This window comes from Aquitalea sp. LB_tupeE (assembly GCF_013391415.1).
GTDB lineage: Bacteria > Pseudomonadota > Gammaproteobacteria > Burkholderiales > Chromobacteriaceae > Aquitalea.
On the sequence record NZ_JACAXB010000028.1, the window covers coordinates 19,915 to 42,480 of the forward strand.

Below are 22,566 nucleotides of genomic sequence, written 5' to 3' on the forward strand. Positions count from 1 at the left end.
GATGCTGTGGATTTTGTTGGTTGTTTTGTGTTGATTGCTTGAAAGCCTGATTGACTGGTTTTTTGTTTTTATTTGTTGAAATTAATAGCATTAAAATTGTAATAATTAAGCATATTTTGGCTTAAGTTTATTTTGCGACTGGATAGAATGAACCGCATTCATTCTTTCTGACTTTTGCCATGTCATCGCCTGCCCCCATTTCACCTGCTACATCCGGTAATGCCTATTTGCTGCTGGTGCTGACCATGCTGTTATGGTCCACCAATTTTGTCATCGCCCGCGCCATTCATGGTCAGATCGGCCCTTTCGGGCTGGCGTTCGGCCGCTGGGCCATTGCCTTGCTCTGTCTGCTGCCATTTGGCCTGCCGCGACTCGGTCGGGCCTGGCCCTTGCTGCGACAACAATGGCGCAAAATGCTGCTGCTGGGGGTGTTTGGCATTGGTTTGACCAATACACTGGTGTATGTGGCGGTGCTCACCACCACGGCAACGAATGCCGTCATTCTCAATAGCGCAACGCCCATGATGGTGCTGGTGCTTGGCTCGCTGTATTTCCGGCAAAAGCTGGCCCGACGCCAGTGCTTGGGCATGCTGGCGGCCATGGCTGGTGCATTGCTCATCGTATTGAAAGGCGATGTGCTGAGAGTAAGCGCTTTCCAGTTCAGCCACGGAGACCTGCTGGTGTTGGCCGCGGGCTTGTGTTGGGCGGTGTATACCCTTGGACTGCGTACCTTGCTACCCGGGCTGGATGCCCTGGTGATGATGATGGTGCTGCTGCTGGTGGGCGAACTCATGTTGCTACCCGCTTTTGTGCAGGAAACCTGGCTGGCCGGTGGTTTTCATCCCCTGTCGCTGCCGGCCGGGGCGGCCTTGTTGTATCTGGGCATCTTCCCTTCGGTATTGGCTTTCCTGATGTATAACCGCGCCATTGCCCAGGTCGGCGCAGCCAAGGCCGCCGGATTTCTCTACCTGATGCCTGCGTTTGGCGCGGTGCAATCCATTGTTCTGCTGGGGGAGGAGCTGCATTGGTATCATGTTGCGGGCCTGGCAGCGATTTTTGGCGGTATCGTGTTGTCTTCGCTCAGTCGGAATGCAAAGGCCAACGAGCCTGTGCAGCGCGAGGCTACGCTGTCTGCCGCAGAGTGATGCGGAGTTGACTACGGATTTATACGGATGGTGCAAAACAGCATCAACCACTAAAGTACACATCGTTGGCAGTGCCCGTACTTATTGGATCTCCCGCAGTACCTGCCATCCTTAATTTTGTTTGTAGTTGAAGTACCTCTGGCTTTTGTTCCTCTTCAGTATTGGCTTAGCTCGGCCCGGTGATTCCTCCCCGTTTCACCGGGCATTTTCTTGTCCGTCTTTCGGTTTTTCTTTCTTGTCCCGATCATCAAATAGCTCTTCCGTGGCTGCCCGGCGGTGGTAAACATGGTCAGCCTGCGGTCTATCCCCTACAATAGCGCCAGATCAACAGCGGCTGTGCCGGTGGTGACGCGCTGCCCAGGATAATTTTGCACTGGCAGTGCGCAACCGGTGCTACCCGCTTTTTTTATTACAGGATGCTTTACATGGAACCCGTACGCCTTTCCAAGCGGATGGCCGAACTGGGTATTTGCTCCCGTCGCGAGGCGGACAGCTATATCGAACAAGGCTGGGTCAAAGTAGATGGCGAAGTTGCCGTGCTTGGCCAGAAGGTGCTGCCGCACAACACCATTGAAGTGCTGAAGAAGGCACAGGATGCCCAATCGTCACGCGTGACCATTTTGCTCAACAAGCCGGTGGGTTATGTGTCCGGCCAGGCCGAAAAAGGCTATTTGCCTGCTGTGACGCTGGTCAAGCCGGAAAATCACTGGTCGGAGGACCCCAGCAAGAAGCGCTTTATACCGGCACATCTGCGCGGCCTGGCACCGGCCGGGCGGCTGGACATCGACTCGGTGGGCTTGTTGATCCTGACCCAGGATGGGCGGGTGGCCAAGCACGTCATTGGGGAAAATTCTACGGTCGAGAAAGAATATCTGGTCCGGGTGACAGGTGAATTGAGTGAGCGCGGCCTGGCTTTGCTCAACCATGGCCTGTCGCTGGATGGCGAAGCACTCAAACCGGCAGAAGTGGTCTGGCAGAATGAAGACCAGTTGCGCTTTGTGCTGCGCGAAGGCAAAAAGCGCCAGATCCGTCGCATGTGCGAGCTGGTTGGTCTGCGCGTGGTAGGCCTCAAGCGTATCCGTATCGGCACCATCAAGCTGGGCAATCTGCCTACCGGCCAGTGGCGCTATCTGCGCGATGACGAGATGTTCTGATCCCTTCCGGCAAGATTTGGGAAGTGGAGTGCAACGGCGACTGATGGTCGCCGTTGTGCATTGCACGATACGACTTGGATTTGTCCGTCCACCATGACATCATCAAGAACATGAACCTGTTACTGATCTGTTTGCTCATCGGGCTGTCTGGCCTCGTCTTGTTGTGCGCTTATCCCTCTGCATGTGGACAGCGACTGTTGCGCGGTGGTTTGCGCTGGTCCGGCTTCCGGCAACGCCGACTGGCCCTGCCTGCAGGCGAACTGGCCTATCTGGAAGGGGGGGCCGGCCCCGCAGTCATGCTGATCCACGGCTTTGGCGGGGATGGCCCTACCAGTTGGGGGCGGGTGATGGCGGCATTGGCAAAACAGCATCAGGTGCTGGTGCCTGACTTGCTCTGGTTCGGTCGCAGTCATGCATCAGCAGTACCTGCGCTACAGGCACAGGCGGATGCTCTGGAAGTGCTGATCCGTGCCCGTGTTGCGGACAAGGTACAACTGGTGGGCTTGTCTTACGGTGGTTTCGTTGCCTTGGAACTGGCCCGGCGCATGCCGGAAAAGATTTCGCAATTGGTGATCATGGCCTCGCCAGGCATGGTCTACACCCCTGATGATCAGCAAGACCTGCTTGACCGGGCAGCGGTAAAGTCTGCAGAACAACTGTTTGTGCCCAGTGATGTGCAAGCATTGGCGCGCATGATGGCGCTGGTGGGGAGTCCACTGGCAAGGGCCCCACGGTTTTTACTGCAGGATGTATGGGCGTTTTATTACCGGCACCGCGCACCCCAGTTGCGTGCACTGATGCAGGAGCTGGCCACCGGCCAGCAGGCACATGTCGAGCGTCTCAGCCAGCCGCTGGCCATGCCGGCCGCAGTAGTGTGGGGGACTCAGGATGAAATCTTTCCCTTGCCCATCGGCCAACGGCTGGCCTGTTCGCTGAAGGCACCATTGTTCACCATCGACGGCGGAACGCATGTCCTGCCTGTCGTGTCTGCCTCGCAGACTGTCGCTGTGTTGCAGAACATTTTGCAGCAGATGCCAGCCTGACAGTGATCCTGTCACACTCCTGTATTGATCAGGCAGTGCGGCTTACCCGTTTGAAGGAGACTTGAGCGATGCTGGGCTGGTTGTGGCAAAAACTTGGGCTGGACAAGGCATCCCAGCAAGAAAAGGCAGCTGCCTTGCATGCCATCGAGATGGTGATAGACGGCTGTGACGGGCGTTTGCGCTTGTTGCCCGGGTATCAGCAACGCCTGTTGCCGGGTATCAGGCTGACGCTGGACTATCTCGCCGGACTACCCTGGCAGCAGATTGATCCGCTTGAACTGTCTTTGCGCAGTTTCAGTACCGACCGCCGTCTGGGCCTGCTGTTTTCCAGCCCGCTCAGCCTGCTGCTTTGTTTGAAAAGCAGCGAGCCCTTGCAGTCATTTTTCCTGTCCGCCAGCCAGGGCGACCAGGCCTGGGCCATCCTCAGCATGAGCCGGAGTGAAAGCATGCGCTTTGGCATGGTGGAGCACAATGGCGAAATCCGCAGCGATGTCGCCCAGCAGATTGTCAGTTTCGACCAGCATCGGCTGATCGAACCGTCTGCCTCGCCCGAAGACCTGCTGCAGAGTGCGCGTCGCCGTGGCCTGGCTGTGCTGGTAGCCGTGATCGACAGGCGTATCAAATTACTGCAGCAAATGCGGCTGGATTTGCAGACCGAACTGGACAAAATCCAGTTGAAGCTGGCTACTTTCGGGCATGCGGGCAGGGTGGTGATTGATGCGACCGGTGGTGCGGACAGCATGGCCAAGCTGTCACCGGAGGATGCCGAAATCCTGCGTCGGCGTGAATCGGAAATACAGCAGCAATTGCAGCCCTTGGCCCGGCTTGCCGAACTGGAAGGTATTCTGGATGTGGTCTGCGAAGTACTGGAGCAGCCCGCGCGGTTTTTTCACCTCGAAGCACAAACCATCTACCTGAACCGCATGGGTGTATTACATGAACGCCAGGATGCGGATGACGTTACCGCCTTGCGGTTCGAGCAGGTGGTGCTGGGGCAGTTGCAACCCATCTCCCGGGTGTTGATGCCGGTGCAGGTCCAGCGCCAGCAGGTGCAAGAGCTGGAGCAGCAGTTTGCCGATGAGCTGGCAGAATTGCAGCAGCAACAGATGCATGGCGGCTTATTCTGATTGGCCGGTGGCCAGCACCTCGGCACTGAGCTTGACGCGTGGCCAGATTTCCTCGGCCTGGCTGACGGCATAAGGCTGATGCTTGTACTTGACCACTCCTTGGTCTGACAGCAGCAAAACCCGGTTTGCCTGAACCCCAGCCTGACTCAGGCAAGCCTGGACACAGGAGAGGCGACAGCCATCCAGTGCCAGAATGGGGCGGCCCGACTGAGCCAGTTTCACCAGACCAGGGACGCCACCGCCCACGCCGGCAATACACGACATTTCAGCCAGACCTTCACGATCCAGCCGCAAGGCAAGGTCGTTTGCCATCTGCGCGGCGCTGGAGCAGCCGGAACAGGCGTAAACCAGTGGGAATTTGTTCGCTGTCATGCATGCATTGTGCTGTGCATGTCATGCAGCAAGGTATCCGTCGCAAGAGGAAGCCGGCCTAGCTCTTCCGGGGGAGGTGCAGGACCAGCGGCACCTTCATTTCTGCGGTGCTTACCCCGCCATGCTGGCCTGGCAGGTGCAGCGGTTTTTCCCAGGACAGGGTGTCGCGGATACTCCAGTCCTCGCGTGCCAGCAGGGTGACATCACCGCAACGGCTGGCCAGTTGAGGATGTGCTTCGCCGGGGCCAAATGCGCCATTTTCCAGCAACAGATTGCTGTCCAGCACCCAGCAGGCCTCTCCTAGCAGTTGTTGCGCATCATGCATGAAATCGTTTTTCAGCCCCGGTTTGACATGACAGAACACGGCCCGGCGCTCGCCGGACAATGGTTGTGCCAGCATGGCATATAGCGCGGGGAAGTCCTGGTCCAGGCTGATCATGCGCGTGCGCGGTGTGTCGATAAACCCATGATCGGCGGTGACCATGATGGCAGTGTCTGTCTGCTCCGCCACGTCCACCAGCTGGGCGAAGGCCGTATCCAGCTGGTCAAACAGAGAATGCACGGCAGGGGAGTGACAGCCCTGGCGATGCATCAGGCTGTCAAGCTGAGGCAGGTAAAGATAATGGAACGCGGGCACATCACTCTGCTGCAGGCAGCTCGCCAGCTGTGCAAACGCATCATCGATATCTCGATAGCCGGTGCGTTGCACGCTTCCTGCATGGTGCAGGCTATAGGGTGAATCGGCGATGTACTGCGGTTGCAGAATGTGTGCGGACCGGCCAAGTCGTGGTAGCAAAGGCGGGCAGACCAGTAACTGCCCGGCCAGTTGCTCCGGTAGCAGTGTGCTGTCATCCGGGTAGCGTACCGACATGGGCAATGGGGCAACAATGTGCTCCTGTCTGTCCGGTATTGTCTGGCAATGCAGATGCCAGCCAATCAAGCCGTGGCTGGCGGGTGGCTGGCCGGTCAGCAGTGTGGTGATGGCGGCAGCCGTGGTTGCCGGAAACACGCTGCTCAAGGTCGTGCACTGCTTGCGTTGCAGCACGCTGTCGGGGCCAAGCGTGCGCAATTGCTGCTCGCCCAGCCCGTCGATGAGCACCAGAACCACATGCTTGTGCTGGCCGATGCCTGACAGCCAGGGTTTAGATAATCTGGCATGTCCGCTCTGCGGCCCGCCAAGCTCATGGCTCAGGCTGGTCATCAGGTTGAGCAGGCTGCCACCTTGATAGTCGGGCCAATGGCTGCCGGGGCAAAAACGGCTCAGTGCAGAGGGCATGGGGGCTCGCATGACGGCTGAAATTCAGCCAGCTTACAGGCATACTGTGCCGACTTGAATCCCTGGTTTTTCATATGACCCAAGCCGAGCAAAACATCTGCCAGCGCTGCGGTGCCTGCTGTGCAGCCTTTCGCGTGAGTTTTCACTATTCCGAACTGGACACCGAGCCGGGAGGGCGTGTGCCGGCTCGCCTGGCCGATGAGGAGACTTCCACCATCATGCGCATGCGTGGAACCGACTATGCGCGTCCGCGCTGCATTGCCCTGGTTGGCAAGGTTGGTGAGTCGGTCAGCTGTGGCATTTACAGCGACCGCCCTTCGCCGTGTCGTGAGTTCGGCGCGCGTGCCAGCATTGGTGTGTATGAAGAAGCCTGTAATCGCGCTCGGGCTCAAAACGGATTGCCGCCATTGCAACTGGACTAAGTGCCACTATTCAGACTGGGAAAGAATTTTTCACCAGCTATCCTGAAACCATGCCGAACATGCGATCTGATCCAGCCGCTGTTTGGTGTCTTGTCTCCACCTCGGCCAGCCAGCAGGGCGGTTGACCGAAGCTGCCCCGGCCAGTATGCCGGGGCTTTTTTTGTGCCAATAAAAAACCGGGCCATGGCCCGGTTTTGTTGTCAGCACTGGGTGCTTGCTTAGCGACGTTCCACTGCCAGCGCCACGCCCATGCCACCACCGATACACAGCGTAGCCAGGCCCTTCTTAGCATCGCGACGCTGCATTTCGTGCAGCAGGGTAACCAGTACACGGCAGCCGGATGCGCCAATCGGGTGACCCAGGGCAATGGCACCACCGTTGACGTTGACCTTGTCGGCAGACCAACCCAACTCGCGTGCCACACCCAGGGCCTGGGCGGCAAAAGCTTCGTTGGCTTCCACCAGATCCAGCTCTTCCACGGTCCAGCCCGCTTTTTCCACGGCCTTGCGGGTGGCGGCAACCGGGCCGATACCCATGATTTCCGGAGCGCAGCCGGTGAGGGAGTAACCACGAATCACAGCCAGCGGCTTCAGGCCCAGTTGATCTGCCTTGGCAGCGGTCATCAGCATCACGGCAGCGGCTCCATCGTTAATGCCCGAGGCATTGCCGGCGGTCACGGTGCCGTCTTTCTTGAAGGCCGGACGCAGCTTGGCCAGGGTTTCGGCCGTGGTGCCGGCCTTGATGTATTCGTCGGCATCAACGGCAACCGGGTCGCCCTTGCGTTGCGGCACCAGCACCGGAACGATTTCGTCCTTGAACTTGCCTGCTTTCTGGGCAGCTTCGGCACGGTTTTGCGATGCCAGAGCCAGCGCATCCTGTTCTTCACGGCTGATGCCGTATTTTTCTGCCACGTTTTCCGCAGTAATGCCCATGTGGTACTGGTTGTACACATCGGTCAGGCCGTCGGCCACCATGGTGTCCACCAGCTGGGCATTGCCCATGCGGAAGCCGTCACGCGAACCCGGCAGGATATGCGGGGACAGCGACATGTTTTCCTGGCCGCCGGCAATCACGATTTCAGCATCGCCATTGGCAATGGCCTGGGCTGCCAGATGAACTGCACGCAGGCCGGAGCCGCATACCACGTTCAGGGTAGTGGCCGGGGTGGTGATCGGCAGGCCGGCCTTGAGCAAGGCCTGGCGGGCCGGGTTCTGGCCGACACCTGCGGTCAGTACCTGACCCAGAATCACTTCACTCACGTCTTCCGGCTTTACGCCGGTCTGGGCCAGCAGGCCCTTGATGACGGTGGCGCCCAGTTCGGGGGCCGGAACTTTGGACAGTGCACCACCAAAGCTGCCTACAGCGGTACGCAGGGCGGCAACAATCACGATTTCTTGCATAGCTAACTCTCCGTTATGGTTCTGCGGTGGGGGCCCCTGTCAGGAGCATGTGCCCGGCATGCGTGTGCCGGGCATCGGAAGATTATTGCAGGCTGGCTACCGTGCTGGGCATGGCTTTGGCCAGGACATAAGTGCCAGGTGCGGCTACCAGCGCCGGGAACTCCTTGCTGCCAGCCACTTTGGGCGCGGCAATCTTTTTGCCGGATTGCGGGGCCAACCAGCTGTCCCAGTCCTTCCACCAGCTGCCCGGACGGCTTTCTGCGCCTTCGAGCCAGACTTCCGGGTCGTCCACCAGGTTTTCATTCACCCAGTAGTTGCGCTTGTCCTTGGTGACCGGGTTGATGGAGCCGGCAATGTGGCCGGAAGCGCCCAGCACGAAGCGGCGCGACGGTGCGCCAGTCATGTACTTGATGCCGGAGAAGGCCGATTTCCACGGCACGATGTGGTCTTCACGGGCGGCAAATACATACAGCGGGATGTCCAGCTTGCTGATGTCGATGGGAACATCACACAGGGTGATGGCGTTTTTCTTCACCAGCGCATTGTTCAGGTAGAACTGGCGCAGGAAGAAAGTGTGCATCGGCAACGGCAGATCGACGGCATCGTTGTTCCAGTACAGGAGGTCAAACGGTGCCGGCGTCTTGCCCAGCAGGTAGTTGTTGACCACGTAGTTCCATACCAGATCGTTGGCGCGCAGGCTGGCAAAGGTACGGCCGATTTCCTTGCCGCTGACAATGCCGCCACTGGCCAGCTTGGCTTCGCGGCTGGCCACCAGGTTTTCGTCGATGAAGACCTTGATTTCACCCGGATCGGCATGATCAACCAGCGAGGTCATAAAGGTGGCGCTGTCGATCAGCTTGATGCCCTTGGCCTGCATCACACACAAGGAGGTGTTGAGGATGACGCCGCCGACGCAGAAGCCCAGGGCATTCATGCTGGGTTGCTTGGTGATTTTCTTGACGGTTTCGGCTGCGGCAATCACGCCTTTTTCGATATAGCTTTCCCAGGTGAAATGCTTCATTTCCGGGACAGCCGAACGCCAGCTGATCAGGAATACCTTGTAACCCTGGGCGACGAAGTGGCGCACCATGGAGTTGTCCGGCTGCAAGTCCATCAGGTAGTACTTGTTGATGCAGGGCGGAACGATGAGCAGCGGCTTTTCGTATACCTCGGTGGTGGTCGGGGTGTACTGGATCAGTTCGATCAGCTCGTTACGGAAAACCACCTCGCCCGGTGTAGTGGCGATGTTCTTGCCGATCTCGAACTTGCTTTCGTCCGACATCGAGATATGGCCTTTCTGGATGTCCTCGGCCATGTTCTTCATGCCTTCCACCAGGCTTTCGCCCTTGGTTTCCAGCGCCCGCTTGATGACTTCGGGGTTGGTCAGCATGAAGTTGGTCGGTGCCATGGCATCCAGATACTGGCGGGTGGCAAATGCCAGTTTTTCCTTGGACTCGTCTTCCAGTTGCGACTGGTCAACCAGCTCTGTCATCCACTTCGATGTTTGCAGATAGCTTTGTTTCAGGAAGCTGTAGAACGGGTGCTCGTTCCATTCCGGTGCGGCAAAACGGCGATCACTGCTGGCGGCAGGCGCTGCGGCGGCCTCGGCCGGTTTCTGGCCAAGGAATTGCAGCCACATGTTCATTTGCTGCTGGTAAAGATTGGTTTGCATGGCCAGCATCTGGTTGGTGTTGCTCACCATCTGGTTCCAGGCGCCGGAAATGGGATTGGCTGCTGCGTCCAGCGGCATGCCTGCGGTCATCGAATTGACAAACTGCTGCATCCACTGCTGGTTGGCCTCGGAGAGGCTGGAGAAGAAACTCTCCAGAGAAGCGGTCGTGTCCTGAGTCAAGGTACATCTCCTTAACGTGCCGTGAGAGGTGGGTGGATACGTGCTGCCCGGGTGGCCTGGTGGTGTTGCCACCGCCGGGGTACTCGCTGACTGTAACAGGACTGTATGACAATTTCACCGGCTGGCGGTAAGCCGACATGAAAAAATCCATGCTGGGTGTCGGGCTGTTGCGGCAACGCACAATTCATGTCCATGTCCTTAACCCAATACCACAGCCTGTTCTGGGCGTATGTCATGGACAGGCCACCGCTTCAGTCATGGCGGCCGGCATGGTAGCAGGAAATGCTCTTGTGATGACATACGTATAATCATTAATCAGCTCCCGCAAGCATGTCACATCTGGGATAATTGAGCGCTTGAACTGTAAGGAGTGCATCATGGCCGTTGTCATGCTGGATGGCGCAGCGCAGCAAGTCAGCAATATTTTCTGCATTGGCCGCAATTACGCGGCACATGTGGCCGAATTGGGCAATCAACTGGAAGAAGAGCCGCTGGTGTTCCTCAAGCCGACTTCCGCGCTTACCTTGAGCGGGCAGCCCATGTGTTTGCCTGCCTATTCTGCTGATGTGCACCATGAGTGCGAGCTGGTGCTGCTGATCGGCAAGGGTGGTTCTGACATTGCTGCTTCCGATGCGTTGTCTCACATTGCGGGTGTGGGCATAGGCCTGGATCTGACCGCGCGTGATGTGCAAAGCGAGGCGAAGAAAGGCGGCAAGCCCTGGACCAAGGCCAAGGGTTTTCCTCATGCGGCTTGTGTGTCCGACTTTGTCGCCGTTTCCACTGTGGATGTCAGCCAGCCCTTCAGCTTTAGCCTGCTGGTGAATGGCGAAACCCGTCAGCAAGGTGATACCAGACTGATGCTGTATCCGCTGGCCACCATCATCCATTATCTGTCGCAGACTTACGGCCTGACGGCTGGTGATCTGATCTACACCGGCACGCCACAAGGTGTCGCAGCCTTGTATGCTGGCGATGTGCTGCACTTGCAGCTGGACGGTGTGGTAAGTGCTGACTGGACGGTGGCTGCATGAGCCGCCAACGCGAGCAGGACGAAGACGACAGCAAGGTGCGGCTGGACAAATGGCTGTGGGCTGCGCGTTTTTACAAGACGCGCCAGCTGGCGCACGAGGCGCTGGAACTGGGCCGGGTGCTGGTGAATAGCGAGCGGGTGAAGGCTTCGCGCATTGTGCGCGAGGGTGACGAACTGTTGCTGCGCATCAACCAGCTGGAATACCGGATTACCGTGCTGCAACTGGCCACCCAGCGTCGTCCGGCCAAGGAGGCGGTGCTGATGTATCAGGAAGATGAAGCGGGCAAGGCTGAGCGCGAAGAGCGCATGTTGCTGCTGAAGGCCGAACACGCCAGCTTTCCCCATGGCGAAGGCCGCCCCACCAAAAAGGCCCGGCGTGACATCTCACGCTTCAAGGGCTCCCTGTAATGACCATGCCACCGTTCCAGATGCCGGACGGTGGCAGCCCTTGTCTGATTGTGTATTGATGTCTGCCTCATCTGCTGTTGCTGCGCCCTCCCTGCGTCCTTTTGCGCTGTTCTATTTTGCCTATTTCGCCTTTCAGGGTTTGTTCGGCCCCTTCTGGGGCTTGTATCTGGAATCGCTGTCCTTTTCTGCACTGCAAATTTCCGTGCTGATGGCACTGTCCACGCTGGCGCGTATTGTGGCTCCCGGTTTCTGGGGTTGGCTGGCAGACCGTCAAGGGCGGCGGCGGGCCATTATCATCAGTACCTCCTTGTGTTCGGCACTGGCGTTTGCGCTGGTGGGGCTGGGCCATGGTTTCTGGTGGATTTTCACCAGTCTGGCGGTATCGCATTTCTTTTGGGCCGGGGCCTTGCCGCTGGTGGAAGCCAGTACGGCCTACCTCACGCGCGCCCAGCCGGGCAGGTACAGCCGGGTGCGGGTATGGGGGTCGATTGGTTTTGTCTGCCTGTCCATGGTGGGCGGTTATGTGCTGGACCTGATTCATCTGGTCAATCTGCCATGGGCCTTGCTGCTGCTGGCATTCATCGTGCTGGCCGGCTGGTTTGTGCCGGATGTCAGCAATCCCCGTCAACATCAAGCGGCCGGGCCGATCTGGCAGACCTTGCGCCAGCCGCGCGTACTGGCTTTGTTTGCCTGTTGTTTCCTGATGGCTTACGCCCATGGGCCTTATTATACTTTTTATTCCATCGGCCTGCGCCATGCCGGTTATGACAAGGGTGCCATCGGCTTGTTGTGGTCGGTGGGGGTGATCAGTGAAATCCTGGTGTTCTTGCTGATGTCGCGCATCATGGGGCGCTTTTCTCTGGCCTCGCTCTTGACCGCTGTATTGCGCTTTGTGCTGATTGCCTGTGCGGTGGAGCAGCCGGTGCTGGCGGTGCTGGCGCAAAGCATGCATGCGCTGACCTTCGGTCTGCACCATGCCACTTCGGTGGGGCTGATTCAGCGCTTGTTTGCCCAGCAGCATCAGGGCCGGGCGCAGGGCTTGTATATCATTGCTTCGTTTGGTGTGGGCGGCAGTTCCGGTGGTCTGGTCGGCGGTTTGTTGTGGCCGCATGGCGGCATGTTGCCAACGTTTGGCATGTCGGTAGTGGCCGCAGCGCTGGTTGCGGCCGGAACCCTGCGTCAAACCTACAGCAGCATGATCAGCTTGAGTTCCGGTGCTGCAGCCAGATTCAACGTCAGCTGCTGATACACCAGGCGGCCGCGCTGCGGGTGATTGAAGGCGCGCTCGCCGCCTTCGCGGCCTTGCACGTCATGCTGCTGCCACAAGGTATCGAATTCCACACTGCCCTGGCGCAGGGTGTCCACCCATTGCCGGATGCTGTTTTCCTCCAGGCGCTCGCCTGCATCGGCGCGAAACTCTGCCACCATGCGCCGCGCCCGCACCGGCCAGTCTTCCACTAGTTGGCGTGACTCGCTGCGCAAAAACATGAAATCCAGCAGATTGTGTCGTGCCAGTGGCTGATCCAGCCAGCCACTGAATAGTTCCGCCGCCAGCGTATTCCAGGCCAGCGCGTCCCAGTTGGCATCTAGTACATATGCCGGTGCACCGATGACATCTACCGCGTCACGCAAGGCCTGGCGTGATTGCGGGTTGCGTTCGACAGGCCGGTCCTGTGGGTTTTTCAGTCCGGCCAGCTTGAACAGGTAATCGCGCTCGGCATGGGTCAGCAGCAGGGCATCGGCCAGACGTGACAGGGTGGGCGCGGATACCGACTGGCTGCGGCCCTGTTCGATCCAGGTCAGCCAGGTGGGGCTGATGCCACACAGGGCGGCCACTTCCTCGCGCCGCAAGCCCTTGGCACGGCGTCGGCTGCCCGCTGGCAAGCCGGCCTGTTGCGGGCTGACCCGTTCACGATGGGCACGGATGAATTCGCCCAGCGGGCTGGTGATCTTGGGCTGACTCATGAAGGCTCCTGTCCGGGTTTCTGCTTTAGCGTAGTAGTTATAGTACTAGTATAAATGCTTATCTTGTACTAGGAAAAAAGCTGCGCGATGATGTGTGCCAACAGCAGCCGATTTCTGTAGCGCACCACGGCCAGGGCAAGCAGGACAGCCTTGTGGCGGTAATGATCAGCGTGACAGAATGGCTGCCTTGTATCCGGCAAACCGGCGGTGTTGCAACCGCCATTTCACGAGCAGGAAGCCATGACAGCACAAACTCTTTACGACAAGCTCTGGTCCAGCCATGTAGTGCGGGAAGAGGCCGACGGCACGGTTCTTCTTTATATCGACCGCCATCTGGTGCACGAAGTGACCAGTCCGCAAGCCTTTGAAGGCCTGAAACTGGCTGGCCGCGGCCTGTGGCGTGTGGATTCGGTGGTTTCCACCGCCGACCACAACACCCCGACCGATCACTGGGACGAAGGCATCAAGGACCCGATCTCCCGCCAGCAAGTAGAAACTCTGGACGCCAACATCAAGTCCTTCGGCGCGCTGGCTTACTTCCCGTTCAAGGACAAGGGGCAGGGTATTGTGCATGTGATGGGGCCGGAACAGGGCGCCACCCTGCCGGGCATGACCGTGGTTTGCGGTGACAGCCACACCTCCACCCATGGTGCCTTCGGTGCGCTGGCACATGGCATCGGCACTTCGGAAGTGGAGCACGTGATGGCCACCCAGTGCCTGGTTGCCAAAAAGTCCAAGAACATGCTGGTGAAGGTGAATGGCCCGCTGCCTGCTGGTATTACCGGCAAGGACGTGGCGCTGGCGATTATTGGAAAAATCGGCACTGCCGGCGGTACCGGCTATGCCATCGAGTTCGGTGGCGAGGCCATTCGCAGCCTGTCGATGGAAGGCCGCATGACCTTGTGCAATATGGCTATCGAAGCCGGTGCCCGCTCCGGCATGGTGGCGGTGGACGAAAAAACCATCGACTACGTCAAGGGCCGCCCGTTTGCGCCCACCGGCGCACAGTGGGACGCGGCCGTGGCTTACTGGAACACCCTGCATTCTGACGAGGGCGCGCATTTTGACGCCGTGGTAGAGCTGGAAGCCAGCGACATCAAGCCGCAAGTGACCTGGGGTACTTCCCCGGAAATGGTGACCGATATCGACGGCATCGTACCGGACCCGGCTGCCGAAACCGACCCGGTCAAGAAGGGCAGTATTGAACGCGCGCTGGCCTATATGGGTCTGACTGCCAATACCCCGGTGAAAGACATCCCGGTCGACATTGTGTTTATCGGCTCCTGTACCAATTCCCGCATCGAAGACCTGCGTGAAGCTGCTGCAGTGGCGCGTGGTCGTACCAAGGCTGCCAGCGTGAAGCAAGTGCTGGTGGTGCCGGGTTCCGGTCTGGTGAAGGCGCAGGCCGAGGCCGAAGGGCTGGACAAGATTTTCATCGCGGCAGGTTTCGAATGGCGCGAGCCGGGTTGCTCCATGTGTCTGGCCATGAATGCCGACCGTCTGCAACCGGGCGAGCGTTGCGCTTCCACCTCCAACCGCAACTTCGAAGGCCGTCAGGGGCAGGGTGGACGTACCCATCTGGTCAGCCCGGCCATGGCAGCTGCGGCGGGCGTGACCGGCCATTTTGTTGACATCCGTCAGCTTTAATTCTGCGAAAGGAATTCATCCATGAAAAAAATTGCACTCAGCCTGTTTGTGACCATCCTGCTGTCTGCCTGCAATACCGTGCACGGCGTGGGTGAAGACCTCAAACAAGGCGGCCAGGCTGTCGGCCACGGCATTCAGAAGGCCGGACAGGCCATCGAACACGCTGCCCAATAAGGGCGGCATGCAGCGGAAAGAATCTCATGAAAGCATTCAATAAACTGGACGGGCTGGTGTGCCCGCTTGATCGTGCCAATGTCGATACCGACGCGATCATCCCCAAGCAGTTTCTCAAGTCGATCAAGCGTTCTGGCTTTGGCCCCAACCTGTTCGATGAATGGCGTTATCTGGACCACGGTGAGCCGGGCATGGACAACAGCGTGCGTCCGCTCAATCCGGACTTCGTGCTCAACTTCCCGCGCTATGCCGGTGCGCAAGTGCTGTTGGCACGGGAAAACTTCGGCTGTGGTTCCAGTCGCGAGCACGCACCGTGGGCGCTGGACGACCAAGGCTTCCGCGTGGTGATCGCCCCCAGCTTTGCCGACATCTTCTTCAACAACTGCTACAAGAACGGCCTGTTGCCTATCGTGCAGCCGGCTGAAGTGGTGGACCAGCTGTTCCGCGAATGCGAAGCCAGCGAAGGCTACCGCCTGACGGTGGATCTGCAAGCGCAGACCATCACCACCCCGTCCGGCCAGTCGTTTGCCTTTGACATCACCGAGCACCGCAAGCACTGCCTGCTGGGTGGTCTGGATGAAATCGGCCTCACCTTGCAGCACGCGGAAGAAATCAAGTCCTACGAAGCGGCACGTCGTCAGTCGCAACCCTGGTTGTTCCATCAGGCCTGAACCGGAGAATGACATGAGCCAGAGCGCACACGCAGAACACGTCCAGCAACAATTTGGTGCCCAGGCGGCCGCCTACCTGCACAGCCAGGTACACGCCCAAGGGGCCGAGTTTGCCCAGCTACAGCAAGCCGTGCGTGAGCATGGCGCGGCGCGGGTGCTGGACCTGGGCTGCGGTGCCGGCCATGTCAGCTTTCAGGTGGCTGAGCACGCCGCCGGCGTGGTGGCTTACGACTTGTCGGCCAGCATGCTGCAAGTGGTGGCGGACGAGGCGGCGTCGCGTGGCCTCGGCACGCTCACCACACAGCAGGGCGCGGCTGAGCAACTGCCATTTGCCGATGGCGAATTCGACTTCGTGTTCAGCCGCTATTCCGCCCACCATTGGGGTGATCTGGGTCTGGCGCTGCGTGAAGCGCGCCGGGTGCTCAAGCCCGGTGGCAAACTTGCCTTCATCGACGTGATGTCGCCCGGCCAACCCCTGTTGGATACCTATCTGCAAGCGGTTGAAGTACTGCGCGATACCAGCCATGTCCACAACTACGCCATGGCTGAATGGCTGGCCGCCTTGACTGCTACCGGCTGGCAAGTGCAGCAGGTGATGCGGCAAAAGCTGCGACTTGAATTTGGCGTGTGGGTGGAGCGCATGCGCACGCCACAAACCCTGCGCGAGGCCATTCGCCTGTTACAGCAGTCTGTTGGCCAGGAAGTACGCGACTACTACGCCATCGAGGCTGACGGTAGCTTTACCGTCGACGTGATTGTGCTGTGGGCGGCGTAAACAATTCAAAAACAAGCAAATACCGAAATCAAAGGATAAATCATGAAAATCGCCGTATTGCCGGGTGACGGCATTGGTCCGGAAATCATTGCTCAGGCACGTCGTGTGCTGGATGTACTGCGTCAGGACGGCCTGCCGATCGAGCTGGAAGAAGCCCCGCTGGGCGGTGCCGGCTACGACGCCTATGGCGTGCCGTATCCGGAATTCACCCAGAAGCTGTGTCGTGCCGCCGACGCCGTGTTGCTGGGTGCGGTTGGCGGCCCGCAATACGACACGCTGGATCGCCCGCTGCGTCCCGAGCGTGGCCTGCTGGCCATCCGCAAGGACCTGAACCTGTTTGCCAACCTGCGTCCGGCCATCCTGTACCCGGAACTGGCCAATGCCTCCACCCTGAAGCCGGAAGTGGTGTCGGGCCTGGACATCATGATCGTGCGCGAACTCACCGGTGACATCTACTTCGGTCAGCCGCGCGGCATGGGTGTGAACGAGCAGGGCGAGCGCGAAGCCTTCAACACCATGTGCTACAGCGAAAGCGAAGTGCGCCGCATCGCCCACGTTGCCTTTGGCATTGCCATGAAGCGCAACAAGAAGTTGTGTTCGGTAGACAAGGCCAATGTGCTGGAAACCACCGAGTTCTGGAAAGAAATCATGATCGACGTGGCGCGCGAATACCCACAGGTAGAGCTGAGCCACATGTATGTGGACAACGCCGCCATGCAGCTGGTGCGCAACCCCAAGCAGTTTGACGTGATGGTGACCGGCAATATCTTTGGCGACATCCTGTCCGACGAAGCCTCCATGCTCACCGGCTCCATCGGCATGTTGCCGTCGGCTTCGCTGGACCAGAACAACAAGGGCTTGTACGAGCCTTCGCATGGTTCCGCACCGGACATCGCCGGCAAGAACCTGGCCAACCCGCTGGCCACCATCCTGTCTGCCGCCATGATGCTGCGCTACACCTTTGCCCAGGAAGAAGCCGCCCAGCGCGTGGAAAATGCGGTCAAGAAGGTATTGGCCCAGGGCTACCGTACCGGCGACATCTTCGAGGCAGGCTGCCAGAAAGTCAGCTGCTCCGGCATGGGTGACGCAGTGGTGGCAGCGCTGTAAAAAAACTTCACCCTGATAGGGTTGACCCCATTGCCACCTGCGCTATCGCGCTGCACAATGGGGTAATAAAAATACTTGGCCCGCTGGCGCTTGCGTTAACGGGCCAATCGCAACTTTAGAGACAGATCCCAGGAGAAACCCGTGAAAGTAGGCTTTGTAGGCTGGCGTGGCATGGTTGGTTCCGTGCTGATGCAACGTATGCGTGAAGAGAACGATTTCGCTGTCATCAACGAACCGGTGTTCTTCACCACTTCCAATGTCGGTGGCAAAGGCCCGGACATCGGCCGTGATGTACCGGCGCTGAAAGACGCCAAGAACATCGACGAACTGAAGGCCATGGACGCCATTGTCACCTGTCAGGGCGGAGACTACACCAGCGACATCTATCCGAAACTGCGTGCCGCCGGCTGGACTGGCTACTGGATCGACGCGGCTTCCACCCTGCGCATGGCTGACGATGCCGTCATCGTGCTGGACCCGGTCAACCGCAACGTGATTGACAGTGCACTGGCCAAGGGCGTGAAGGACTACATCGGCGGCAACTGTACCAACTCCATCATGCTGATGGGTATGGGTGGCCTGTTCCGTGAAGGTTTGGTGGAGTGGGTTTCCTCCATGACCTACCAGGCAGCCTCCGGCGGTGGTGCCAACCACATGCGCGAACTGATCAAGGGCATGGGCGTGGTGCACGCTGCCGTGGCTGACGAACTGGCTACCCCGTCGTCTGCCATTCTGGAAATCGACCGCAAAGTGGCTGCCGCCATCCGCGAAGATGTGCCGACCGAATTCTTCGGCGCCCCGCTGGCTGGAGGTCTGATCCCGTGGATCGACAAGCAGCTGGACAACGGTCAGTCCAAGGAAGAATGGAAGGGCCAGGCCGAGGTCAACAAGATTCTGGGTAACGAAGCCGTCATCCCGGTGGATGGCCTGTGCGTACGTATCGGTGCCATGCGTTGCCATAGCCTGGCGCTGACTGTGAAGCTGAAAAAAGACCTGCCGCTGGAAAAAATCGAAGCCATCATCAAGTCCGGCAACGATTGGGTGAAGTGGGTGCCGAACGACCGCGAAATCAGCGTCAAGGAACTGACTCCGGCTGCCATCACCGGTGGCCTGGAAGTGGGTGTGGGTCGCGTGCGCAAACTGAACATGGGTGGCGAATACCTGTCCGCTTTCGTGATTGGTGACCAGCTGCTGTGGGGCGCGGCCGAACCGCTGCGCCGCATGTTGCGTATCCTCATCGAACGCTGATTCGGGTTAAAATAGTCACAACGCTTTTTTTCAGACGGTAACTTGCCGTTGTCGACTACACTGCAAAGGGCGCTTCATGCGCCCTTTGCTATTGGCTGAGGTAATATCAGCCTTTTCAGGAATGTAAGGATTTATTCGGATGATGCAGCTTGCTGTAGTAGGTGCCGCTGGCCTGGTTGGCCAATCTGTTCTCGAACTGCTGGCCGAACGCCAGTTCCCGGCAGAACGCGTGTTTGCCGTTGATGGCCCGGAACATGAGGCGTCTACCGTTTCGTATGGCAATCTGGAACTGGACATCCGTCAGCTTGATGAATTCGGTTTCGAGAATGTGGCACTGGCCATTTTTGTGGCAGGCAGCGATGTGGCGCGCGAATATGTTCCGCAAGCCCGCGCCGCAGGCGTGACCGTCATTGATTTCAGCGATGCTTATCGATTGGATACGGAAGTCCCGCTGGTGGTCCCCTCGGTCAATGGCAGCCAGCTTGAAGGGCTGGAAGCTGGTGCGCTGGTCGCTGCGCCCAATTGCACCGTCACCCCGCTGGCGATGGCCCTGCAACCCTTGTTGCCATTGCAACCGCGTCGTCTGACGGTTGCCACTTATCAGTCAGTATCCGGAGCAGGGCAGAAAGCGCTGGAAGAATTGGCCGAGCAGACCACGGCATTATTTTCGCAGCGAGAGTCTGAAAATAAGGTATTTGCCAAGCGAATCGCTTTTAATGTGCTGCCGCAGATTGGTGATGTTGATCCCGAAGGTATTTCCGATGAAGAACGCTCACTGATTAATGAAATACGCCGCCTGTTGCAGCAGCCTGAACTGCAGGTGGAAGCCAGTTGTGTGCGCGTGCCGGTATTCTTTGGTCATGCCTGGTCGGTAAGCCTGGAGGTGGCCGGTGATATTGATCTGGCCCAGGTGCGCAACCGTTTGTTGGCCGCTGGACTGCAATTGATTGCGGCAGATCAGCATGGCGGTTACATCACCCCGATGGAAGCAACCGGTAATGATGGTGTATGGATTAGCCGTTTGCGCAAAACCGGAAATTCCATCAGTTTCTGGCTGTCTGCCGACAATGTTCGGGTCGGTGCTGCACTCAACTGCGTTCTGCTGGCCGAGTCCTTGTATAAAGCAGGACTGTTTGAATAAATGTAAAGCCCCGGGTTAGCCGGGGTTTTCTTGTTATGTTATCTAGCTAAAAGCTTGGCTAGGGCCTAATATGGCACTAGTTGCCAGTTTTGTGCCTGTGCGGGTAGAGCAGGCGAAATAAAATCAAGATAAATGAGTGCCGGAAGGTAGACTGTGAATAATCAGGCAAAATTCAAGCTGAGCGTACTGGCAGTAGCCATGCTGTGTTCGGCAAATGTATGGGCCGGTCTTGGCAGGATTAATGTGCGATCCTACCTCGGGGAGACCTTTCACGCAGATATCGAGTTGACCGGCGTGCGCGCAAGCGAGCTGGAAACGGCTCGTATCGGGTTGGCCAGTCCGGATACGTTCCGGGACTTGAATGTCGATTACAGCGGCAGCATGTCGGCACTGCGCTTCCATGTTGTCCCGTCTGCACGCGGTGCAGTCATCCGGGTAAGCTCTGCCACACCTATCAACGACCCTTACCTGCGGTTTGTGGTAGAAGCCAAGACCAGTTCTGGCCGCTCCGTCCGTGAATACACAGTGTTGCTCGACCCCGCCAGCTATAATGCGCCGCAAGCCAAGTCCATCGTGCAGGACATGCCGCAGTATGCCGAAGACAATCTTTCCAGTCGCTATGCCGGCAAGCAGGCCAAGGCTGCTCGCGCCGTCACGCCCGGCGTGGTGCAAACCCGCTCCGGTTCCACCCTGCGTGGCATGGCAGCTCGCATCAAGCCCGCTGGTGCCACGACTGAACAAACCATGGCGGCCCTGGTTCAAGCCAACCCGCATGCGTTTAATGATGGCAATCCCAACAAGCTGAAAGCCGGTGTCACCATGAAGGTGCCTGCGGCCGGCAAGATCAAGTCACTCAGCACCGAGCAAGTTAATGGCATCCTGCACGCGGATGCTGCAACTGCACCGGCTGCCGCCCAGACTCCGGCTGCAGCGCCAGCTGCGGCTGTTGCCAAAGCGCCGCCAGCAGCCAAGGGCAAGAATGGTGATGTACTGAAACTGGTGCCTGCAGAGGCTGCCGGTGGGCAGCCGGATGGCAAGCTATCGGTGCTGGAACAACAGGTGTCTGCACGTGAGCAGTCGCTGAAAGATGCAGAAGCGCGTATTGCCGCCCTGGAGCAGCAGCTCAAGTCGCTGCAAAGCGGCAAACCGATTGCATCGCAAGCTGCTGCTGCGGTACCGGCTGCATCGGCTCCTGTAGTGGATGCCACTGCCAGTTCGCCGGCAGTGGCTCCGGCCCCGGTGGCCGCGCCAGAGCCCAAGCCTGTCGTTGCGCCTAAACCGGTAGTACCTCCTCCTCCGCCGCCGCCGGAGCGTTCCTGGCTGGATGGTCTGATTGACAACCTGCCGCTGATTGGTGGTGGTGTCGCTGGCGTCGGTCTGCTAGGTGCTTTGGGGGTACTGATCTCCCGTCGGCGCAAGGCTGCATCCGGTTCCTCCTTGCAGCTTTCCACTCAGGCCAGCAATGCTGTGCTGGGTCGTTCCGCTGTGGGTAGTGGCCCCAGCTCGGTCAGCGGCGGTCATTCTTTCATGACCAACTTCACCCAGTCATCCGGTGCCATCGATGCTGCAGAGGTCGACCCGGTAGCCGAGGCTGAAGTGTATATGGCTTATGGCCGCGATGCGCAGGCTGAGGAAATCCTGAAGGATGCGCTGGCCAAGGATCCGTCCCGTCAGGAAGTGCGGCAGAAACTGTTGGAGCTTTATGCCGCCCGTCCGGATACCGCCAATTTCGAGAAGCTGGCGCGGGAATTCCATGTCAGCACTGACGGCAAGGGCCAGGCATGGGCCAAGGTGGCGGCCATGGGGCTGGGTATCGACCCGACCAATGCGCTGTATCAATTGTCTGCTGATGAAGTGTCTGCAGAAACACCCGCACCCTCCAGTGATGGTTTGATCGATCTGGATCAGGAATTGTTTGGTGCTGCCGAGCCTGTCGCTGCCAGCCCGGCTCCCGAGCCGGTTGCTGCGACGCAAGCGGCGGAAGACCCCCTGCGTGCGGCACTGTTTGAAGAAGAAACGGTGGCAGCCAAACCGGCCGAAACCTCCAATATGCTGGACTTCGACCTGGATGCCGAGCTGGCAGCACCGGCACCGGCTGCTCCCGCAAAACCGGCAGCAGAACCGGAAGCCGAAACCAATCTGCTTGATTTCGATTTCAATCTGGATGGCCCGCTTAGCGAGCCTGATGTCAGCAAGGCTGAACCGCAGCCGGCAGCTGCAGCACCTGCCGTCAATGATGGATTCGAGTCCTTGTATGAGGACATGGTAGCGGCTACGCCTGCACCGGCAGCATCTGCGGTTTCCGCTGTCGAGCCTGCTCCTGTCGCTGATGGCATGCTGCTGGATGATCCGTTGTCTACCAAGCTCGATCTGGCCAAGGTGTATCTGGACATGGGTGACCGCGATGGTGCCCGTGAAGTATTGCAAGACCTGGTCGGAGAAGCGCAAGGAAGCCTGAAAGAGGAAGCCGAGGCTTTACTGGCCAAGATCAGTGCATGATGTCAGAAATGTGCTGGCAGGTTCAGTTTGTGTAGCGGGCGGTATCATCGTGCCGCCCGGCATTTTCTGTTTGCCTGATGCAAGCACACGTTTAAGCCGGGTAGTTCATT

21 protein-coding genes are annotated in these 22,566 nt (G+C 58.7%); 16 read left to right on the forward strand and 5 right to left on the reverse strand.

All coding sequences use genetic code 11. From position 1 onward, the window contains the following. The first annotated feature begins 179 nt into the window (after nucleotides 1–179). The 4 genes from HWX34_RS14310 (at nucleotide 180) to HWX34_RS14325 (ending at nucleotide 4,469) form a co-directional block, all read left to right on the forward strand. Nucleotides 180–1,145, forward strand: a complete 966-nt coding sequence (locus HWX34_RS14310) for a DMT family transporter (RefSeq protein ID WP_178972880.1) — start codon at nucleotides 180–182, stop codon at nucleotides 1,143–1,145. A gap of 425 nt (nucleotides 1,146–1,570) precedes the next feature. Continuing rightward, nucleotides 1,571–2,299: a pseudouridine synthase gene (locus tag HWX34_RS14315; protein ID WP_178972881.1), complete on the forward strand. Its 729-nt coding sequence runs from the start codon at nucleotides 1,571–1,573 to the stop codon at nucleotides 2,297–2,299. 74 nt (nucleotides 2,300–2,373) lie between these two features. Next, entirely contained in the window at nucleotides 2,374–3,342 is a 969-nt protein-coding gene (locus tag HWX34_RS14320) for an alpha/beta fold hydrolase (RefSeq protein WP_178972882.1), read from the forward strand. Between the two features lie 68 nt (nucleotides 3,343–3,410). Then, the gene (locus HWX34_RS14325; RefSeq protein ID WP_178972883.1) at nucleotides 3,411–4,469 is read left to right on the forward strand and encodes a hypothetical protein; all 1,059 of its coding nucleotides are present in this window, start codon (nucleotides 3,411–3,413) and stop codon (nucleotides 4,467–4,469) included. Here HWX34_RS14325 and HWX34_RS14330 read toward each other — a convergent pair. Further along, nucleotides 4,461–4,841 (reverse strand): putative zinc-binding protein, encoded by a 381-nt coding sequence (locus tag HWX34_RS14330; protein WP_178972884.1) that lies wholly within the window; start codon nucleotides 4,839–4,841, stop codon nucleotides 4,461–4,463. The two genes, HWX34_RS14325 and HWX34_RS14330, sit on opposite strands and share 9 nt — an antisense overlap. A 58-nt stretch (nucleotides 4,842–4,899) precedes the next feature. After that, entirely contained in the window at nucleotides 4,900–6,117 is a 1,218-nt protein-coding gene (locus HWX34_RS14335) for an alkaline phosphatase family protein (protein ID WP_255496781.1), read from the reverse strand. Between the two features lie 74 nt (nucleotides 6,118–6,191). Between HWX34_RS14335 and HWX34_RS14340 the strand changes: the two genes are divergently transcribed. Continuing rightward, nucleotides 6,192–6,539 (forward strand): YkgJ family cysteine cluster protein, encoded by a 348-nt coding sequence (locus HWX34_RS14340; protein ID WP_045845228.1) that lies wholly within the window; start codon nucleotides 6,192–6,194, stop codon nucleotides 6,537–6,539. Nucleotides 6,540–6,757: 218 nt separating this feature from the next. Here HWX34_RS14340 and HWX34_RS14345 read toward each other — a convergent pair whose 3' ends face one another. Continuing rightward, nucleotides 6,758–7,939, reverse strand: coding sequence for an acetyl-CoA C-acetyltransferase (locus HWX34_RS14345; RefSeq protein WP_045845227.1), 1,182 nt, complete (start codon nucleotides 7,937–7,939; stop codon nucleotides 6,758–6,760). An 82-nt stretch (nucleotides 7,940–8,021) separates the two neighbouring features. Further along, a complete protein-coding gene (locus tag HWX34_RS14350) occupies nucleotides 8,022–9,722 on the reverse strand; it encodes a PHA/PHB synthase family protein (protein WP_370459755.1) in 1,701 nt (566 codons plus the stop codon). Nucleotides 9,723–10,168: 446 nt separating this feature from the next. On the opposite strand from HWX34_RS14350, the gene HWX34_RS14355 reads away from it, so the two are divergent. From HWX34_RS14355 to HWX34_RS14365, 3 genes are read left to right on the forward strand one after another with little or no spacing between them, the layout of a single operon-like run. Continuing rightward, complete coding sequence (locus tag HWX34_RS14355) at nucleotides 10,169–10,822, forward strand: fumarylacetoacetate hydrolase family protein (RefSeq protein ID WP_178972886.1); 654 nt, start codon at nucleotides 10,169–10,171, stop codon at nucleotides 10,820–10,822. Next, nucleotides 10,819–11,229: an RNA-binding S4 domain-containing protein gene (locus HWX34_RS14360; RefSeq protein WP_178972887.1), complete on the forward strand. Its 411-nt coding sequence runs from the start codon at nucleotides 10,819–10,821 to the stop codon at nucleotides 11,227–11,229. The genes HWX34_RS14355 and HWX34_RS14360 overlap by 4 nt, the downstream gene beginning before the upstream one ends. 58 nt (nucleotides 11,230–11,287) lie before the next feature. Further along, on the forward strand, nucleotides 11,288–12,475 hold the full coding sequence (locus tag HWX34_RS14365) for an MFS transporter (protein WP_178972888.1): 1,188 nt from the start codon (nucleotides 11,288–11,290) through the stop codon (nucleotides 12,473–12,475). Here the strand turns inward: HWX34_RS14365 and HWX34_RS14370 are convergent. Further along, nucleotides 12,415–13,194 (reverse strand): helix-turn-helix transcriptional regulator, encoded by a 780-nt coding sequence (locus tag HWX34_RS14370; protein ID WP_178972889.1) that lies wholly within the window; start codon nucleotides 13,192–13,194, stop codon nucleotides 12,415–12,417. The genes HWX34_RS14365 and HWX34_RS14370 overlap by 61 nt on opposite strands. Before the next feature lie 240 nt (nucleotides 13,195–13,434). Between HWX34_RS14370 and leuC the strand changes: the two genes are divergently transcribed. From leuC to HWX34_RS14410, 8 genes are all read left to right on the forward strand, one after another. Further along, complete coding sequence (gene leuC / locus HWX34_RS14375; RefSeq protein WP_178972890.1) at nucleotides 13,435–14,841, forward strand: 3-isopropylmalate dehydratase large subunit; 1,407 nt, start codon at nucleotides 13,435–13,437, stop codon at nucleotides 14,839–14,841. Nucleotides 14,842–14,862: 21 nt separating this feature from the next. Beyond that, complete coding sequence (locus HWX34_RS14380) at nucleotides 14,863–15,015, forward strand: entericidin A/B family lipoprotein (protein WP_178972891.1); 153 nt, start codon at nucleotides 14,863–14,865, stop codon at nucleotides 15,013–15,015. Between the two features lie 26 nt (nucleotides 15,016–15,041). After that, nucleotides 15,042–15,686: a 3-isopropylmalate dehydratase small subunit gene (gene leuD, locus HWX34_RS14385; protein WP_045845220.1), complete on the forward strand. Its 645-nt coding sequence runs from the start codon at nucleotides 15,042–15,044 to the stop codon at nucleotides 15,684–15,686. A 13-nt stretch (nucleotides 15,687–15,699) separates the two neighbouring features. Next, nucleotides 15,700–16,461 carry a class I SAM-dependent methyltransferase gene (locus tag HWX34_RS14390; RefSeq protein WP_178972892.1) on the forward strand — a complete coding sequence of 254 codons (762 nt, stop codon included), beginning with the start codon at nucleotides 15,700–15,702 and terminating at the stop codon, nucleotides 16,459–16,461. A 42-nt stretch (nucleotides 16,462–16,503) separates the two neighbouring features. Next, the gene (leuB, locus tag HWX34_RS14395; RefSeq protein ID WP_178972893.1) at nucleotides 16,504–17,568 is read left to right on the forward strand and encodes a 3-isopropylmalate dehydrogenase; all 1,065 of its coding nucleotides are present in this window, start codon (nucleotides 16,504–16,506) and stop codon (nucleotides 17,566–17,568) included. A gap of 141 nt (nucleotides 17,569–17,709) precedes the next feature. Then, a complete protein-coding gene (asd, locus tag HWX34_RS14400) occupies nucleotides 17,710–18,816 on the forward strand; it encodes an aspartate-semialdehyde dehydrogenase (protein WP_178972894.1) in 1,107 nt (368 codons plus the stop codon). 139 nt (nucleotides 18,817–18,955) lie between these two features. Then, entirely contained in the window at nucleotides 18,956–19,957 is a 1,002-nt protein-coding gene (locus HWX34_RS14405; protein WP_178972895.1) for an aspartate-semialdehyde dehydrogenase, read from the forward strand. A 243-nt stretch (nucleotides 19,958–20,200) separates the two neighbouring features. Beyond that, entirely contained in the window at nucleotides 20,201–22,456 is a 2,256-nt protein-coding gene (locus HWX34_RS14410; protein ID WP_370459750.1) for a FimV/HubP family polar landmark protein, read from the forward strand. The last annotated feature ends 110 nt before the right edge of the window (nucleotides 22,457–22,566 follow it).